General features: G+C 60.2%; 13 protein-coding genes, 1 tRNA gene and 2 pseudogenes. 9 read left to right on the forward strand and 7 right to left on the reverse strand.

The features are described 5' to 3' along the window. Position 1 precedes the first annotated feature (1 nt). The 5 genes and pseudogenes from galE to A3C3_RS41515 all read left to right on the forward strand — a co-directional run bounded on the left by galE (position 2) and on the right by A3C3_RS41515 (position 5,581). A complete protein-coding gene (galE, locus tag A3C3_RS0114815; protein ID WP_022715382.1) occupies positions 2 to 985 on the forward strand; it encodes a UDP-glucose 4-epimerase GalE in 984 nt (327 codons plus the stop codon). After that, positions 982 to 2,871 carry a glycosyltransferase family 2 protein gene (locus tag A3C3_RS38455; RefSeq protein ID WP_022715383.1) on the forward strand — a complete coding sequence of 630 codons (1,890 nt, stop codon included), beginning with the start codon at positions 982 to 984 and terminating at the stop codon, positions 2,869 to 2,871. Before galE ends, A3C3_RS38455 begins: the two co-directional genes overlap by 4 nt. Positions 2,872 to 2,917: 46 nt before the next feature. Beyond that, positions 2,918 to 3,424: a DUF995 domain-containing protein gene (locus A3C3_RS0114825; RefSeq protein WP_022715384.1), complete on the forward strand. Its 507-nt coding sequence runs from the start codon at positions 2,918 to 2,920 to the stop codon at positions 3,422 to 3,424. Positions 3,425 to 3,436: 12 nt separating this feature from the next. Next, positions 3,437 to 4,402, forward strand: coding sequence for a glycoside hydrolase family 26 protein (locus A3C3_RS0114830; RefSeq protein ID WP_022715385.1), 966 nt, complete (start codon positions 3,437 to 3,439; stop codon positions 4,400 to 4,402). Between the two features lie 125 nt (positions 4,403 to 4,527). After that, a pseudogene (locus tag A3C3_RS41515) lies at positions 4,528 to 5,581 on the forward strand (squalene cyclase). A 64-nt stretch (positions 5,582 to 5,645) separates the two neighbouring features. Here A3C3_RS41515 and A3C3_RS43645 read toward each other — a convergent pair. Together A3C3_RS43645 and A3C3_RS43650 are read right to left on the reverse strand one after the other, a co-directional pair. Next, positions 5,646 to 5,789 (reverse strand): DUF1127 domain-containing protein, encoded by a 144-nt coding sequence (locus A3C3_RS43645; protein WP_074061123.1) that lies wholly within the window; start codon positions 5,787 to 5,789, stop codon positions 5,646 to 5,648. Positions 5,790 to 6,086: 297 nt separating this feature from the next. Further along, complete coding sequence (locus A3C3_RS43650; RefSeq protein WP_022715389.1) at positions 6,087 to 6,233, reverse strand: DUF1127 domain-containing protein; 147 nt, start codon at positions 6,231 to 6,233, stop codon at positions 6,087 to 6,089. 864 nt (positions 6,234 to 7,097) lie between these two features. Here A3C3_RS43650 and A3C3_RS0114865 point away from each other — a divergent pair. The 4 genes from A3C3_RS0114865 (at position 7,098) to tig (ending at position 10,694) form a co-directional block, all read left to right on the forward strand. Continuing rightward, the gene (locus A3C3_RS0114865; RefSeq protein ID WP_022715391.1) at positions 7,098 to 8,201 is read left to right on the forward strand and encodes a DUF2157 domain-containing protein; all 1,104 of its coding nucleotides are present in this window, start codon (positions 7,098 to 7,100) and stop codon (positions 8,199 to 8,201) included. Then, on the forward strand, positions 8,198 to 8,788 hold the full coding sequence (locus tag A3C3_RS0114870) for a GDYXXLXY domain-containing protein (protein WP_022715392.1): 591 nt from the start codon (positions 8,198 to 8,200) through the stop codon (positions 8,786 to 8,788). Before A3C3_RS0114865 ends, A3C3_RS0114870 begins: the two co-directional genes overlap by 4 nt. A gap of 154 nt (positions 8,789 to 8,942) precedes the next feature. After that, positions 8,943 to 9,027, forward strand: a tRNA-Leu gene (locus A3C3_RS0114875). A 185-nt stretch (positions 9,028 to 9,212) separates the two neighbouring features. Then, positions 9,213 to 10,694 carry a trigger factor gene (gene tig, locus A3C3_RS0114880; protein ID WP_022715393.1) on the forward strand — a complete coding sequence of 494 codons (1,482 nt, stop codon included), beginning with the start codon at positions 9,213 to 9,215 and terminating at the stop codon, positions 10,692 to 10,694. Between the two features lie 115 nt (positions 10,695 to 10,809). On the opposite strand, the gene sthA is transcribed toward tig, so the two are convergent. The 5 genes and pseudogenes from sthA to A3C3_RS0114915 form a co-directional block, all read right to left on the reverse strand. Beyond that, complete coding sequence (gene sthA / locus A3C3_RS0114885) at positions 10,810 to 12,216, reverse strand: Si-specific NAD(P)(+) transhydrogenase (RefSeq protein WP_022715394.1); 1,407 nt, start codon at positions 12,214 to 12,216, stop codon at positions 10,810 to 10,812. Between the two features lie 103 nt (positions 12,217 to 12,319). Then, positions 12,320 to 12,895, reverse strand: a complete 576-nt coding sequence (locus A3C3_RS0114890; protein WP_022715395.1) for a dual specificity protein phosphatase family protein — start codon at positions 12,893 to 12,895, stop codon at positions 12,320 to 12,322. 516 nt (positions 12,896 to 13,411) lie between these two features. Continuing rightward, positions 13,412 to 13,762, reverse strand: a complete 351-nt coding sequence (locus tag A3C3_RS0114900) for an Atu4866 domain-containing protein (protein WP_022715397.1) — start codon at positions 13,760 to 13,762, stop codon at positions 13,412 to 13,414. A 134-nt stretch (positions 13,763 to 13,896) separates the two neighbouring features. Then, positions 13,897 to 14,444 (reverse strand): annotated as a pseudogene (locus tag A3C3_RS41520) (nuclear transport factor 2 family protein). An 89-nt stretch (positions 14,445 to 14,533) separates the two neighbouring features. Continuing rightward, on the reverse strand, positions 14,534 to 15,592 hold the full coding sequence (locus A3C3_RS0114915; RefSeq protein ID WP_022715400.1) for an aldo/keto reductase: 1,059 nt from the start codon (positions 15,590 to 15,592) through the stop codon (positions 14,534 to 14,536). Positions 15,593 to 15,687: the final 95 nt, after the last annotated feature.

The raw sequence follows: 15,687 nt of genomic DNA on the forward strand, positions 1-15,687 counted from the left end.
GATGTCTCCCTACATCATCGTCACTGGTGGTGCCGGGTTCATCGGCAGCCACATCTGCAAGGCGCTGGCCGGCGCGGGGTTCACGCCGGTCGCATATGACAATCTGTCGACCGGCCATCAGGATGCCGTTCGTTGGGGTCCGCTTATCGATGCCGACATCGCCGATGTCGGCTCCCTGAAAAAGGCGCTCGGCCGGTTCGAGCCGGTATGCGTCATCCATTGCGCGGCGAATGCGTATGTCGGCGAGTCCGTCGCAGATCCGCGCAAGTACTATCGCAACAATGTTTCAGGCAGCCTTGCGCTTTTGGAAGCGTGCCTTGACCAGCAAGTTGATCGCATCGTCTTTTCGAGCAGCTGCGCGACCTATGGCATTCCGGCGGCATTGCCGATCCGCGAGGAGATGGCTCAGCAGCCGGTCAATCCCTACGGACGAACGAAACTGATCTTCGAAATGGCGCTGGAGGATTATGCCGCCGCCTATGGCCTTCGTTTCGTGTCACTGCGTTACTTCAATGCCGCCGGCGCCGATCCGCAGGGCGATCTTGCCGAACGTCATGAACCTGAAACTCATCTCATCCCGCGCGCGTTGCTTGCGGCTGCACACCGTCTGCCGTGCCTGGAGGTTTTCGGCAATGACTACGAGACCGAGGATGGCACCTGTGTTCGCGACTACATCCATGTCAGCGATCTCGCGCAAGCCCACCTTGCCGCCGTCGACTACCTTGCAAGCGGCGGCGAAACGCTGCGAGTCAATCTCGGTTCCGGACATGGCACCTCCGTCGGCGAGATACTGAGCGCCATCCATCGCATCACCGGACACGAGGTCCCGGTTCACTACGATATCCGCCGCGCCGGCGACCCGCCGGTGCTTTTTGCCGATACCGCACGGGCGCGGGCGGTTCTCGGCTTCACGCCGCAGTTCTCCGATATCGACACGATCATCCGCACGGCGAGCCCGACCTTCGGTCTGGAGGTACGCGCATGAACGTAGCGCCATTCGTGACCAGACAGAGAAGGGCGACGACGGCTCGTGCTGCTAGACAGGACGCGCTCGAGCCCATCTTTGCAGGCTGGAGCCGCGCCGCCTACTGGTTCGGTGTCGCCTGCTGGCTCGCCGCGCTTGCCTATTTCTGGACATGGTGGCTGCAGCCCTCCCATGTGATCTCAACGCCGGCATTCATCATGACGACGGCGACCGTTGCCTGGCTCACGCTGATCCCGGCCTATTTCATCTTCATCTTCGTCAATGCGAAGCGGATGAAGCATTCGGCTGCCGTGCCCCCGGGCCGCATCGCCATGGTGGTCACCAAGGCGCCGTCCGAGCCCTTCGAGGTGGTGCGCAAGACATTGCTCGCCATGCTGGATCAGAAAGGCGTCGAGTTCGACATCTGGCTCGCCGACGAGGATCCGGCGGAAGAGACGAAGCGCTGGTGCGCCCAGCATGGCATCTTCATTTCGACGCGCAAAAGCGTTGCCGCCTATCACCGGACTGAGTGGCCGCGCCGGACGCGCTGCAAGGAAGGCAACCTTGCTTATTTTTACGATCGCTACGGTTATGACCGCTATGATTTCGTGGCGCAGTTCGATGCCGACCACGTACCCGAGCCGACTTATCTGCAGGAGGTCATGAAACCCTTCGCCGATCCGCGCGTCGGCTATGTCTCGGCTCCTAGCATCTGCGATGCGAATGCCGCCGGCAGTTGGGCCGCAAGAGGCAGGCTCTATGCCGAGGCAAGCCTCCATGGTTCGCTTCAGGCTGGTTACAACGGCGGCTGGGCGCCGCTCTGCATCGGCTCGCATTATGCCGTGCGCACCGCAGCGTTGCGTCAGATCGGCGGCCTCGGACCGGAACTCGCCGAAGATCACTCGACGACGCTGATGATGAACGCCGGCGGCTGGCGCGGCGTGCATGCGCTCGATGCGATCGCCCATGGCGACGGCCCGGCGACGTTTGCCGATCTCGTCGTCCAGGAATTCCAGTGGTCGCGGAGCCTGGTGACGATCCTGCTGCAATACTCGCGCAACTACGTGCCGAAGCTGCCGCTGAAGCTGAAGTTCCAGTTCCTGTTTTCGCAGGTCTGGTATCCGCTGTTTTCGGCGTTCATGGTGCTAATGTTCGCCCTGCCGGTCTTGGCCCTGCTGACAGGTCACGTCTTCGTCGGCGTCACCTATCCGGACTTCCTGCTGCATTTCTCGCCGCTGTCTCTGGTGCTGATTGCGCTTGCTCTCTTCTGGAGGCGCAGCGCAACTTTCCGGCCATATGACGCCAAGCTTTTCGGCTGGGAGGGCATTGCCTTCGTTCTCCTGCGCTGGCCGTGGTCGCTTGCCGGAAGCCTGGCCGCGCTGCGCGATCACGTCTCCGGCTCCTTTGTCGATTTCCGCATCACGCCGAAGGGCACGCAAGCGCAGAGGACGCTGCCGCCGGTCGTTCTGCTTCCCTATGTGCTGCTGGCGGGTATTTCCCTTGCCGCGATGGTGCTGGCACCTGCCGAAGGCGCTGCCCGCGGCTTTTATATCTTCGCCGGCATCAACGCCGTGATCTACGCCGCGCTGGCCGTGCTGATCGTTGCGCGCCACGCACGCGAAAACGGGCTGCCGCTTATGCCCCGCACACATGGTCTTAGGCTCGTGGCGGCCAGCGCGCTGACGCTTCTTGTCGCCAGCAGCGGCGAAATCCGCCTGCACGGCCTGGGCAGTCTCGAAGCGCTGTCGCATGGCCAGGGCATCGTCAGTTTCACGGAAGCAAAATTCGCAGTCGCAGGCGCCGGTCTCGGCGGCGGCAAGACGCGGATCGTCAAATTCCGCTTCAAGTGGAACGGGTTCCGGCAGCAGGCTGCCGCAGGATCAAAGAGAGTGGAGCCGAGCGCGTAGAGTCAAAGCCATGTCGGCGGGTGCGCTTCGGTCGAAGGAGGGTGCAATGAGAATAGGAACAAGAACATATGGCGCGGCGGCTGCCGTCCTCAGCCTCGTACTTTGCTTGCCGGGCGCGGCAGCGGGAGCCGAAGCGAAGAAAGCGCCGATGCCGCTCAGCGCCTACGAACTCTACCAGCTCTATCGCGACAAGACCTGGACCTGGGCCGCCGGTGGCGGCCGCTTCATGGACGAAGGCCGCCGCTTCGTCGCCTGGACGAATGATGGCGGCAAACAATGGGTGGCCGAGGGCCGGTGGGCTGTCGACGATCTCGGGCAGATGTGCATGCGTGCTACCTGGACGAACGAACAAGGCCCGGCCCGCGTCAGCACCTGCTTCGGTCACCGCAAGATCGGCAGGGTGATTTATCAGAAGCGCCAGCCCGACGGCAATTGGTACATCTTCCGCCACGCCTCAGCGCGCGCCGGCGATGAATATCTGAAGCTCGTGCCGGCGGACACCGTCAGCGCCAATGCGGATGCCTACAGGCAGAAGCTGATGGCTCGGAGGTAAGAGGAGAAGGCCATGAAGAAGCTAAGGGAAAGAATAGTCTCGGCCACCGCGATCGCGCTGCTGCTATCGGTCGCAGCCGGCCCCGCAACGCCGAGCCTGGCGCAGGACGCAGCTGGAGTTCCAGCACCCTTGAGCCGGTCAATCGTTGACAAGCGTCCCGTTCTGCATGCGGACGGCATCAAGTTCGGCGCCTATGACCCGCACGGCGATTTCACGTCGCAGCAGGGTGTCGCGACCGAACACCTGTTCCTGCCGTGGGAAGACGTCGATCTCGAAACGCTGGAGGCGGCAGACGCCTATGCGCAGGCGAGGGGACGCAACCTGCTGATTTCCGTCGAACCCTGGTCATGGGATGTCGACTGGCGACTGACCTCCGATGAGCTGCGCCGGAAGGTCCTGCGCGGCGATTACGACGTCAATATGCGTGCGATCGCCCGGGCGATCACAAAGCTCAAGAGCCCGGTCATCGTCCGCTGGGGGCAGGAAATGGAAGATCAGGACAGCCGGTTCTCCTGGGCTGGCTGGAACCCGCGCGACTATGTCACCGCATATCGGCGAATGATGGATATCGTGCGTGCCGAGGCACCTGGGGTGGAAGTGATGTGGTCGCCGAAGGGGCTTGACGGCCTCGATGCCTACTATCCGGGTGACGATTATGTCGATCTCGTCGGCCTCTCCGTCTTCGGCCTGGAGCCCTACGACACGCTCGCCTATGGCGGTCCGCGTGACTTCCGCCAGGCGCTGACGGACGGCTACCGCCGAGTCTCGGGATATGGCAAGCCCATCTGGGTAGCCGAACTGGGCTATGAGGGGACAGACGCCTACATGCGGCCGTGGATCGACACCGTGACGTTGAAGCATAGCGATTTTCCGAAACTGGAAGAAGTCGTCTATTTCAACGACCGCGACGTCCATGCCTGGCCCTTCAATCTTGGCCGTCCCAACTGGAGGGTCATCAAGGGCGACGAGACGAACTAGGCGTCGTCGACCAAGAGCTGTAGATGGCTAGCCCGGTCTCTCGCGACTGCATCGGGCTGGCGCAGGCCAGGAGAAGTAGATTATAAGCGAGTTATCGACCCCGATCTGCTGATAGGCACGCCGACATGACTGAGCCTGGCTCGGTGATCGACTGGCTTCTCCACTCCGACCCATCGATCCGATGGCAAGTGATGCGCGACCTGATTGACGCCCCGGAACCGGAGTGGGCGGCGGAGCGGGCGAAGGTGGAGACCGAGGGCTGGGGCGCCTGACTTCTTTCCTACCAGGACGAGGACGGGCAATGGGCGGGCGGCTCCTTCGTCCCAGCCGATTTTGATCCTTGCGAGTGGAAGGAGCACGGTCAGCCGTGGACGGCCACGACCTTTTCGTTGTCGCAGCTCCGGGAATTTGGTCTCAATCCCTCGTCGGATCGGGCCAAACGAACTGTCGAATTGATTGGCGTTAACGCACGTTGGGATGAGGGCGGCCAGCCCTACTGGGAGGGCGAAGTCTAGGAGTGCATCAACGGCCGGACCGTTGCCGATGGTGCCTATTCTTGGGGTTGACGTCTCGTCCATTGTCGACAGGCTGATAGGCGAGCGTCTCGCTGACGGCGGCTGGAACTGTGAGAGGCTTGCCGGCTCGGTCCGCTCGTCATTCGCCAGCACGATCAACGTGCTGGAAGGGCTCCTGGAATACGAGATAGCCACAGGGGGGTACGCGCAAATCTCAAGAGGCTCGCAGGTCTGGCGAGGAATATCTGCTTGAGCGTAACCTCTTCCGCCGTCTCGGCACGGGTGAGCCGGCAGACGAGCGGTTTCTGCGCTTCCTGCATCCGAACCGTTGGCGCTACGACGTCTTGCGTGCGCTCGACTATTTCCGCTGCTCTGCGATGCTGACCGGCGCCGATCCCGACCCGCGACTTGGCTAGGCTATCGGCCACGTCCGTTCCAGACGCCTGGAGAACGGTACCTGGCCCCTCGACTGGAGCCTGACGGGGCGGGTGTGGTTCGAGGTCGACGACGGGCAGGGCCGCCCTCGCGATGGGTGACCCTGCGGGCTATGCGGGTGCTTAGGTGGTGGGAGGGCCGATCGGGAAATTCCCATCAGGCCTACGAACATTCCACAAAGGGAGAGATCGAGGCTGTTCGTTTCGCTGGCGCGCAGTGCCTGGGCTGACAGGGCCCAGAAACGAAAACGGCGCCAAAGCGGCGCCGTTTTTGGTGTATCACGCCTGCCGCGATTAGCGGAACGAGCGGGATGCGATGTTGCGAATCTCGTAGCGGCTGATGCCGATGTCGGAGAGCGTCTGGTTCGAAAGGTTGCCCAGCTCGTTGAGCGTGCGGCGGTAGCTAATCCAGCTCTTAGCAATGCGGATCGGGTTCATTGTCATCTTCCTTAGAACGTTGCCTCGCGGGCGGCGCCATCGCCGTCTCTGCGGTTGACATTCATATAATGGTTCCCGGTCATATTGTGCAGTGCAAAGAAAAGGCATCTGCTATGCGTTTGTGCAATGTAATGCACGATAAATACGCAGAAGCCATTTTTTGAGCGGTAAAAGAGAAGGCGTTTTTCGCTGCAACTATTGCGAAAGTGTAAATTGAACAAAAGAAAACGCCCGTTGCCGAAGGCACCGGGCGTTTTGAAGGAGGAGATCAGCTTGGGAGGACGCTGATCGCCTGAATTAGCGGCCAGAAGCCTCACGAGCAACGCGATGGATGTCCGAACGGTCGATGCCGAGGTCGTGCAATTCGCGGTTGGTCATGCGGCCGAGTTCAGTAACGGTCTGACGGTACTTGCGCCAGTTGTTGAAAGAGCGTGTGAAGTTCATTTTAATCCCCTTTCCGAGGGCTTGCCATCTGCCAGCTGCTGCCCATCAGCGCTGGCTTGCGTTTGATGACCAGAATATATGTTGCGCCGCGAAGAACTAACAGAGACAAGATTTCATTCCACCTATGCATTCGGCGCAAGTCTCTGGCGGGAAATTACGCGATTTCGCCGTTTTCTGGTCAACGAATAGGCAGAATGTTTTTTGGTGGGCATGGCTTTAAGTTCGATTGGTCAAATCGCGGTCAGCCGGGATCGCTGCCGATATGGCCGCCTTCAAATTAAAAACCAAGATCATCTCGCCCTTCGCCGCAGTTTTGTTATTGGCAAGAGCCCGGCGCGCTTTCCAGACCGTCGGAGCCGGGCGTTTCATGACTTAGCGAGCCTGTCGGCGAAATCCCTGCAAACCGGGAGGCTAATCGTTTTATGCCCGCAAACCAAAACGCCCACCGGGGGAGGATCCGGTGGGCGTCATGTTGATGACTGACAACTGGGAGGAGGAGTGTTGTCAGTCTATCGGAGGGCGCTGGGAGGAGGAGTGCGCTGCTCCGAATTTCGTTTACGGACATCATATCCGCAGGCATCCGGCAAACCGGGTCGGGCTGCCATGCCCGCGCTTCTTGATTGTCAATATAGTATGACTAATGATTATTTTGCAGTGCAATATTTTCATGGTGGCCATGCGTTTCATGCATGCCTTATCTGCAACGACTCTATAGTACCTCGCTGCTGTTAATGCCCGGTTAATCCCGTGCCAAGTTCGCACAGTGAAGTATCTTCAACGGCATAGGTCCGGGAGATTGCGAAAGACGCTGCTCCATCTATAAGATTGACGGGGAAAGCCGCTGGAATCGGCACGGAGGCAGGGATGTATCGGGGACGGTTGGAGCGGGATCTGTCGCTCTGGGTGGAAAAGGGCCTGCTGCCCGAGGCGATGGCGGAATTGCTGCTTGTCGAATATGACAGCCGGCCTGCAAGTTTCAGTCTCGGCAATGTGCTGATGGTGCTTGCCGCGGTCTTGCTTGCAGCGGCAGTCCTGCTGCTCATCGCCTCCAACTGGGAGGCGATCCCGCGGCTGGTCCGAGTCGGCACGATCCTCGCCCTGATCTGGGCTGTTTATCTCGGCGCGGCACTAATGTTTGCCCGAGGGGCTTCGGCGGTTGCCAGCGGCCTGCTCGTCATCGGTGCCTTGAGCTTCGGCGGCGCGATCTCCCTCATCGGCCAGATGTATCATCTGTCGGGTGACGAGCAGACTGTCATGTATCTCTGGTTCGCGGTCGCGGCTGTGTCTGCCGCGCTCTTCCGCTCAGGTGCCGTGACTGCCATAGCCGGCTTTCTGTCCTGGGCCTCATTTGCTGTTTATCTGACGGACTACGGCGCGCGTTGGGTGGGCGTCGATCCCTGGGCGCCGCCCGTCATGGCCGTGATCATTGTCGCACTGGTGCGCTTTACCGGTGCCGATCGTGCACGGCATCTTGCCTATCTGCTTGCTGTGGGCTGGCTTGCATGGCTCTACACCTTGCATGAGGATATCCGGGTGGCGTTTGCCTTCGTGCTTTGCGGCATGGCCGCGTTCGTGGCCGTCAGCCTGCCGCCGCTGCTTGGCTTTGCATTCATAAGGACTGCGGGTGCTGCGCCGGCCTTTTACGCATTCTTGGTGGCGGCAGTCGGATTGCTGTTGCTCAACATAGAGTACGATGAAAGCTGGCCGCTTGTTGTGGTCGGCATGGCAACGCTCGCAATGGCCGTGCTTGCGATTGCGCTGCAGGGCCGGGACAACGGCGCCGTGCGGTATCTTGCCTACGCCACCTTTGCCGCCGAGGTTTTCTATCTTGCTTCCGTCACAGTCGGTTCGATCCTCGGAACGTCGAGCCTCTTTCTCCTGTCCGGTCTGCTGGTGGCGATCGTCGCCTGGGTGGTGATCCGCCTCGAGAGACGTTTCGGTGCAAGGTCGACGGAGGTGACGGAATGAATGCGCTGTCTTCAAAACGTCAATCGGGCAGGGGTTTCCTGATTGCAGCGGTCATTGCTGCCGCCCTCCAAACCATCATTCTCGGATACATAATCGAAAGCCGCGCGGCGATCCTGCGTAGCGGCACCGAAGTCCTGCTGAAGACGACACCTGTCGATCCACGTGATTTCCTGCGTGGCGACTACGTCGTGCTGAATTACGCGATTTCGTCGGTTCCGGCACAAACGGTGGTCGGCGAACTGCCCACTGTACCGGGCGAGCAGACGCTCTGGGTCCGCTTGAAAAAGCAGCCGGACGGATTTTGGGCAATCGCCGAATCGGCGTTCCACCCGCTCCCCGAGGCAGCGGAAAGCGCTGTGCTCAGGAGCCGTCCATTTTACAGCTACGGTGTGCGCACGGCCGACACGATCCGCGCCGAATACGGGATCGAACGCTATTATGTGCCGGAAGGCCATGGCAAGCCGCTGGAGGAGGCCCGGCAGGACGGCAGCGTCTCGATTGCTGCGCGTGTTTCAAGCGATGGCACGGCTCAGATCCGCAGCTTGCTCGTAGACGGCAAGCCCGCCTATGAGGAGCCGCTTTACTGACTTTGGCGAAATGCCAGGAGAGGGGCTCCGCAGCCCAAAAAATCCCTGTCATTTGGCCTTCATTTTTCCTTTGCCTCCACCAAATCGGGTGATATAGAGACGCCGCGCTCCGGAAGGCCTCATGTGCAGGCAAATGCATTGCGGTTTTGCGAACGCGGGTATGGTGAAATTGGTAGACACGCCAGATTTAGGTTCTGGTGCCGCAAGGCGTGGGAGTTCAAGTCTCTCTACCCGCACCAAAGCTGGCTTGCAGGTGGGAAGACCGGGATAGGTCGCCCCAATTACCCGGCAGGATGGCGCCGTCCCCCCTTGGGGGGGATGCATTGGAATCTGACAAAAGCCACGCGCGGCAATTTTCCGGCGTCGTGCTCATCGAAACGAACGGCGTCTGGGCACGGCCGCCACGAAATGAAGGTAGGAAGACATGCAGGTTATCGAAACGCTCGCTGAAGGGCTGAAGCGCGAAATCAAGGTCGTTATCCCGGCCAAGGACATGGAAGACAAGATGAACGAGCGCCTTGCCGACGTAAAGGACAAGGTGCGCATCAATGGTTTCCGTCCGGGCAAGGTCCCGGTCGCCCACCTCAAGAAGGTCTACGGCAAGTCGATCATGGCCGATCTCGTCAACGAGATCGTTCGCGAGCAGCCTACCCAGATCCTTTCCAGCCGTGGCGAGAAGTCCGCCACGCAGCCGGAAATCGCAATGACGGAAGACAAGGACGAAGCTGACAAGATCCTCGCTGCTGAGCAGGACTTCGAATTCACGCTCTCCTATGAAGTTCTGCCGCCGATTGAACTGAAGTCCGTCGAGGGCATCAAGATCACCCGCGAAGTCGTTGATATTTCTGACGAAGAAGTCAACGAGCAGGTTCTCAAGGTTGCCGAAAGCGCCCGTTCTTACGAGACCAAGAAGGGCAAAGCCGCCAATGACGACCGCGTCACGATGGATTACGTCGGCAAGGTCGACGGTGAAGCCTTCGAAGGCGGCACCGATCAGGGTGCTGAACTCGTCCTCGGCTCCGGCCGCTTCATCCCGGGCTTCGAAGACCAGCTCGTTGGCGTCAAGGCTGGCGATGAGAAGACCATCACCGTGACCTTCCCGGCCGACTATCCGGCAAAGAACCTCGCCGGTAAGGAAGCCACCTTCGACGTCACCGTCAAAGACGTTGCTGCTCCGGCCGACGTGGAAATCAATGACGAGCTGGCAAAGAAGCTCGGCCTGGAATCCGCTGATCGCCTAAAGGAAATCGTCCGCGGCCAGATCGAGTCGCAGTACGGCTCGCTGACCCGCCAGAAGGTCAAGCGCCAGATCCTCGACCAACTCGACGAGATGTACAAGTTCGAGACTCCGAAGTCGCTCGTTGAAGCCGAATATAACGGCATCTGGAGCCAGGTGAACAACGATCTCGCTCAGTCCGGCAAGACGTTCGAAGACGAAGACACTACTGAAGAGAAGGCCAAGGAAGAATACAAGACACTCGCCGAACGCCGCGTCCGCCTCGGCCTCGTCCTCTCCGAAATCGGCGAAAAGGCCGGTGTCGAAGTGAGCGAGGACGAAATGCAGCGCGCGATTTACGAGCAGCTGCGCCAGTATCCGGGCCAGGAGAAGCAGATCCTCGAGTTCTTCCGCAGCCAGCCGGGCGCCGCCGCTTCGATCCGCGCGCCGATCTTTGAGGAAAAGGTCATCGACCACCTGCTGACCGAGATCGAGGTCACGGACAAGAAGGTCACCAAGGAAGAGCTGCTCGCCGACGAAGAAGGCGAAGGTTCAGTGAAGGAAACCAAGAAGGCCGCGCCGAAGAAGAAAGCAGCCGCAAAGGCTGAAGCTTCCGAAGGCGACGAGGCCGCTGCTCCAAAAAAGAAGGCCGCTCCGAAGAAGAAGGCCTCCGAAGGCGACGCCGAGTAATCGGTTCTTCAAAGTCTAAAATTTAAGGCCCTGCCGGGTGGTTCGGCGGGGCCTTTTCTTTGGGCGGCAATGCGAGTGCTGTGCTGGGCAGCGCTTGCCGAATGAGGCGGGCGGCTCAGAGTTCCGATTTGATGTCGCCCATGCGGTTCCAGGCGTCGAGACCGGCGATCTTGTAGGCTTCCGCAAGCGTCGGATAGTTGAAGGTATTCTCGACGAAATACTCGACGGTGCCCTTGAGGTTGAGCACCGCCTGGCCGATATGCACGAGTTCGGTCGCCCCTTCGCCGACGATGTGAACGCCGAGCAGGCGGCGGGTCTTCAGTGAAAAGATCATCTTCAGGAGACCGGTTTCGAGGCCCATGATGTGACCGCGGGAGGTCTCGCGGAATCGAGCGATGCCGCATTCGTAGGGAATGCCGCGCTCCTTGACCTCTTCTTCCGAAAGGCCGCAGGTCGAAATCTCCGGCACGGCATAGATGCCGTAAGGGAAGTATTTCGGAGGCTCCTTGGCGATCGCGCCGATGGCGACGCGGGCGGCGATGCGGCCCTGCTCCATCGAAGTCGAGGCGAGGCTCGGAAAACCGACGACGTCGCCGGCGGCATAGATGTTCGGCACCGAGGTCTGGAAGGTTTCCGGATTGACCTTCAGTCGACCGCGGCTGTCGGCCTCGAGGCCGGCGGCAGCAAGGTTGAGCGCGTCCGTCGCCCCCATGCGTCCGGCGGCAAAAAGCACCATGTCTGTCGTCAGGTGGCGGCCGTTGTCGAGCGTCAGCGCGACTTTGCCATTGTCGAGAGTCTCCACCTTGTCCGCCTTCTGGCCGAGCAGCAATTTCATGTTGCGGTCGCGGAGCTGGTAGGTGAAATCCTCGACGATCTCCTTGTCAATGAAATCGAGCATGGTCGACTTGGGATCGAGCAGGGTCACGGCCGTATCGAGGGCGCTGAAGATTGTCGCATATTCGATGCCGATGACGCCTGCGCCGATGACGATCATCGAACGCGGCAGTTCCTTGATATCGAGCAGTTCATCGCTGTCGATCACGCTCTTGCCGTCGAAGGGGATGTAGTCCGGGCGGAAAGGCTTGGTACCGACGGCAAGCAGGATGCTGGCGCAGCTCACCTGCATGGTCTCTCCGTCATCCTTGATCACCTGCAGCGTCGAGGGATCAACGAAGCTTGCCCTGCCGCGGATATGCTGGACGCGGTTGCGGGCGAACTGGTGCTCGAGCACTTCGACCTCGTGGTCGAGCGTGATCAAGAGGCGGCGGCGCAGATCCTCGGCGCTGATCTCTTCCTTGACGCGATAGGCACGGCCGTAGAAGCCGCGCTCGCGCCAGCCGGAGAGATTGAGAGCCGTCTCCCGCAGCGTCTTGGAAGGGATGGTGCCGGTATGAACCGAAACACCGCCGACACGCTTGCCCTGTTCGATGACCAGGACCTTCTTGCCGAGCTTCGCAGCCTGGATGGCGCCTCGGCGTCCCGCCGGACCGCTGCCCACAACAACAAGATCGTACTGAAACATGGCGCAGCCCCGGAATTGGAATTTGGAATCATATATTGCGTCGCAAAATGTCGCTCATCCACGGGTAGCTGGTCAATGTGACAGATTGTTTTTGGGGCTGCTGTCAGGAACTGCCGAAAACGAAGGTCTCCATTTTCTCGAACGTGCGATCCATCGCGAAAGCGCGGCTGAACGGGAAGGGCAGGTGCCCGTAGAGAAGCGATAACTGCTCCTCGGCAGCCTCTTCGCCCTTGCCGGCCACGGCGGCCAGATAGAGAGCGGAGGCAAGCCCGGTGCGATCGGCACCGGCGCGGCAATGAATGAGCAGCGGTTTCGGCGCGTCCCGCATGATGGCGATGAGGTCCTTGGCCTGTTGCGGGCTCAGTTCCCTTCCGGCGGACATTTTGAAGTTGATATGGACGATGTTCAGGGCTTTCGCCTGCTGAACCTCGTCGGCGTACCATTTGGAGCTGTCGGCTTCACCCCTGAGGTTGAGGATCGTCCTTATGCCATACTGTTTTTCAAGCTCTGTGATTGATTGGGCGGACGGCTGCGACGAACGGTAAACTTCGCCGGCAACGACCGTTGCGAAATTGTCCGTTGCCTGCAGATAAAGAAAATAACCGCCTGCGGTGAGCAGGAATAGGCCGAAGAGCCTTAGCGCCGCCTTCCCGTAGCGTGGGAAGAATTTTATCGTCATCGAATGCCTCTGCCTCGGAACGCTACCTGCGAGGCAGCATGCGCTCATTGCGACCCGAAGCTGACAGACACCTGAATGGTGGCGCTTTTGCCCCTGGATCAGCCGAAGCCCGTCCTTGCCGATAATGATGTGGTTGCGGTCAATTCAAGGGCATCTGCCGGGATTGGCTTCTGTTCGGCTAAATTTTGACTCTTGCCAACGATGGCAGCGACAACGTGCGCCGGGGCGTGGGACGACGGGACCTGCTTAGATGGCTTACGAAAACTAATCTTCTGCGACGCAGCATCGATCGCCATGCCCACGGACACCATCGCATACGCTATCGGGCAGCGCGATGCGATGGACGTCGGAGAGATCGTCATCCGGCCAACGGCCCAGGCATTACGAGGAGGATAGACAGTGCAATCACCCTGGACGGCAAGGTCGCCCCGGTCGCTGGGCGACAGTGGAATGGGCCTTCGAGTAAGATGTAGTAGAATATTGGGCAACGGCCAAAACCAGATCGGCGCTGCGCCACTATCGGGTCGAGACGGAGCTGTCTGCGATACGATCCGTAAGGCGACGCAAAACCATACCGCCGTGGTGCAAGGTTTTTGCGTCGACGAAGTCGCCATCGGCGGTGAAGCCGGTGTCGTCCCAATACTCGATATGTGTGCCGGTCACTTCGTAACGCCCTTCATAGGCGCGTTCGCGTTTACCGCGTGCCTCGACATAACGCCCGCTTGGCAGGAGTTCGTGGCGGACATGGCCGTCGTCGGTCACCCACATGCCGGTATAGGAATGGTTAGCCTGCAATTTGGATTCCCCGGCTTGTACGGATTCACTCGACAATGTGGCGGTTAACACGATTGCAAATGCATGCCGCATGATCGGGCTCCTAGTCATCTATTGTATATCTTGGCTGCCAGAGCCGAATTAGGTTCTGCATGGGTCTGAGGTCCGGCCGTCTTGGCGGCTGACGATGCGAGAGGCCAACCCACAGCTGGACTCATAACCGCCAGCTATTGCGCACGCGGCTCGTTCTCGACAACCTGCTGGTAGGCGACGAGATCCAGAAAGGCCTCGGCCTCGACGACAGAGCCGTCCTTCATCCGGAATATCCAAACGAACTGGTTGCGATAAGGTGCTCCCGAGGTTGTCGTGGCCGTGCCGTCGAAGCGGATGACGACCATGTCTCCATCGGCCATGATGTCATGCACCTGCGGCAACACAGGCGTCGTGAGACGGCTGACCAGGGGGCAGAGGCTCGCTCGACGAAATCCTGGAGACTGCGGTAGGTGCCGGCTGCCGGGCCGGAGCCATGGATTGTCCAGACGACGTCGGGCGCGAGAAGCTCTGCAAAGACGTTACCGCCTGCACGCCATTTCTCAAACGCCTTGCGCACGATGGCCTTGTTCTGCGTCTCGATATTGGTCTCCTGGATCTCGACACGGGCGTCCGACGCGCTGGTCTCGGCATGCGCCGGTCCGATGATGGCCAAGAATGCTGACGCGGCCAGCAGTTTGCGGCCCGCAGCGATGAGGCGACCGGTCAGTGAGGAAAAGGTCATGGTATCATTGCTTTCTTGGGTTGCTGAAGGGCGAGAAGGCCGCTGTCTGGACAATCGCCTTCACGCATGTTGGTCTTCTTCGTCTGAGTTCAGATGCGGCGAGCCACAAAGGCTCCGCCGAAGATGAGTTGCTGAACCAATGGGCGATCTACGAAACGGGCAGGGAATATCGGATCTGGGTCGCTTACTCGGTTCAGGCGATCGAGCTGCTCCGGCGACAGCGCCACTTCCAGAGCGCCCAGATTTTCCTCCGCCTGGGCGACGGTGCGGGCGCCCATGATAGGCGACACGACTGTGGGATTCGCAAGCGTCCATGCAAGCGCTACCCGAGACGGTGTCGAGCCCATTTCCTGCGCAACGGTGCGAACCTCGTGCGCGATCTCGATCGAGCGCTCGTTGAGATGCCCCGACGAGGCGATGACGCCCTTGCGGCTGGGAGACACGGCCGCTTCTCGGGAATCCTGAACGTCCGCTCGGGAGTATTTGCCGGCCAGCACGCCGCCGCCTAGCGGCGACCACGGGAGCACGCCAAGTCCCAAGGATGCGGCCATCGGCATGAGCTCATGCTCGACGGTGCGTTCCACGAGACTGTATTCGATTTGGAGCGCGACGAAGGGGGACCAACCGCGCATGTCGGCGAGCGTCTGCATTTCGGCGATCCGCCATGCCGGCGTATTGCAGATGCCAATATAGAGAATCTTTCCCGACCGAACGAGATCGTCGAGGGCGCGCATCACCTCGTCTGGCTGGGTCGTCATGTCCCATCCGTGCAGATAGAAGAGATCGATGCGATCAGTGCCAAGCTGCCGGAGGCTTTGCTCGACAGACCGCATCATGTTGAGGCGATGATTGCCGCCCGAATTAGGGTTGCCAGGCTCGCGGGCCATCGTAAACTTCGTCGCGAGGACGAGCCGCTCACGCTTGTCGCCGACGAATTCCCCGAGGAAGCGTTCTGCGGCGCCGTTGGTGTAGTTCACCGAGGTATCGATGAAATTGCCGCCCCGATCGACATAGAGATCGAAGATGCGGCGGGCTTCGACACTGTCGGCGCCCCAACCCCAATCCGACCCGAAGGTCATGGTGCCCAGGCTTATGGGCGAAACACGCAAACCTGAGCGTCCTAGCAGCTTGTAGTTTTCGAGCATCATCTTGTGGCCATCTCCAATTCACCGAGCCAAACGTAGAGGCTGCTGGAGGAGCGGACAACTTGCCCAATCGTGACCACGCTGGTAAGTTAGACTAA

Source organism: Rhizobium mongolense USDA 1844, from assembly GCF_000419765.1.
GTDB lineage: Bacteria > Pseudomonadota > Alphaproteobacteria > Rhizobiales > Rhizobiaceae > Rhizobium > Rhizobium mongolense.

Excerpts from the sequence above, each read along its gene's own strand:
- A3C3_RS0114915 (WP_022715400.1), bottom strand. The coding sequence starts at position 15,592 with ATGATGCTCGAAAACTACAAGCTGCTAGGACGCTCAGGTTTGCGTGTT.
- A3C3_RS0114890 (WP_022715395.1), bottom strand. The coding sequence starts at position 12,895 with ATGACGATAAAATTCTTCCCACGCTACGGGAAGGCGGCGCTAAGGCTC.
- sthA (WP_022715394.1), bottom strand. The coding sequence starts at position 12,216 with ATGTTTCAGTACGATCTTGTTGTTGTGGGCAGCGGTCCGGCGGGACGC.
- galE (WP_022715382.1), top strand. The coding sequence starts at position 2 with ATGTCTCCCTACATCATCGTCACTGGTGGTGCCGGGTTCATCGGCAGC.
- A3C3_RS43650 (WP_022715389.1), bottom strand. The coding sequence starts at position 6,233 with ATGAACTTCACACGCTCTTTCAACAACTGGCGCAAGTACCGTCAGACC.
- A3C3_RS38455 (WP_022715383.1), top strand. The coding sequence starts at position 982 with ATGAACGTAGCGCCATTCGTGACCAGACAGAGAAGGGCGACGACGGCT.
- A3C3_RS43645 (WP_074061123.1), bottom strand. The coding sequence starts at position 5,789 with ATGAACCCGATCCGCATTGCTAAGAGCTGGATTAGCTACCGCCGCACG.
- A3C3_RS0114865 (WP_022715391.1), top strand. The coding sequence starts at position 7,098 with ATGTATCGGGGACGGTTGGAGCGGGATCTGTCGCTCTGGGTGGAAAAG.
- A3C3_RS0114830 (WP_022715385.1), top strand. The coding sequence starts at position 3,437 with ATGAAGAAGCTAAGGGAAAGAATAGTCTCGGCCACCGCGATCGCGCTG.
- tig (WP_022715393.1), top strand. The coding sequence starts at position 9,213 with ATGCAGGTTATCGAAACGCTCGCTGAAGGGCTGAAGCGCGAAATCAAG.
- A3C3_RS0114870 (WP_022715392.1), top strand. The coding sequence starts at position 8,198 with ATGAATGCGCTGTCTTCAAAACGTCAATCGGGCAGGGGTTTCCTGATT.
- A3C3_RS0114825 (WP_022715384.1), top strand. The coding sequence starts at position 2,918 with ATGAGAATAGGAACAAGAACATATGGCGCGGCGGCTGCCGTCCTCAGC.
- A3C3_RS0114900 (WP_022715397.1), bottom strand. The coding sequence starts at position 13,762 with ATGCGGCATGCATTTGCAATCGTGTTAACCGCCACATTGTCGAGTGAA.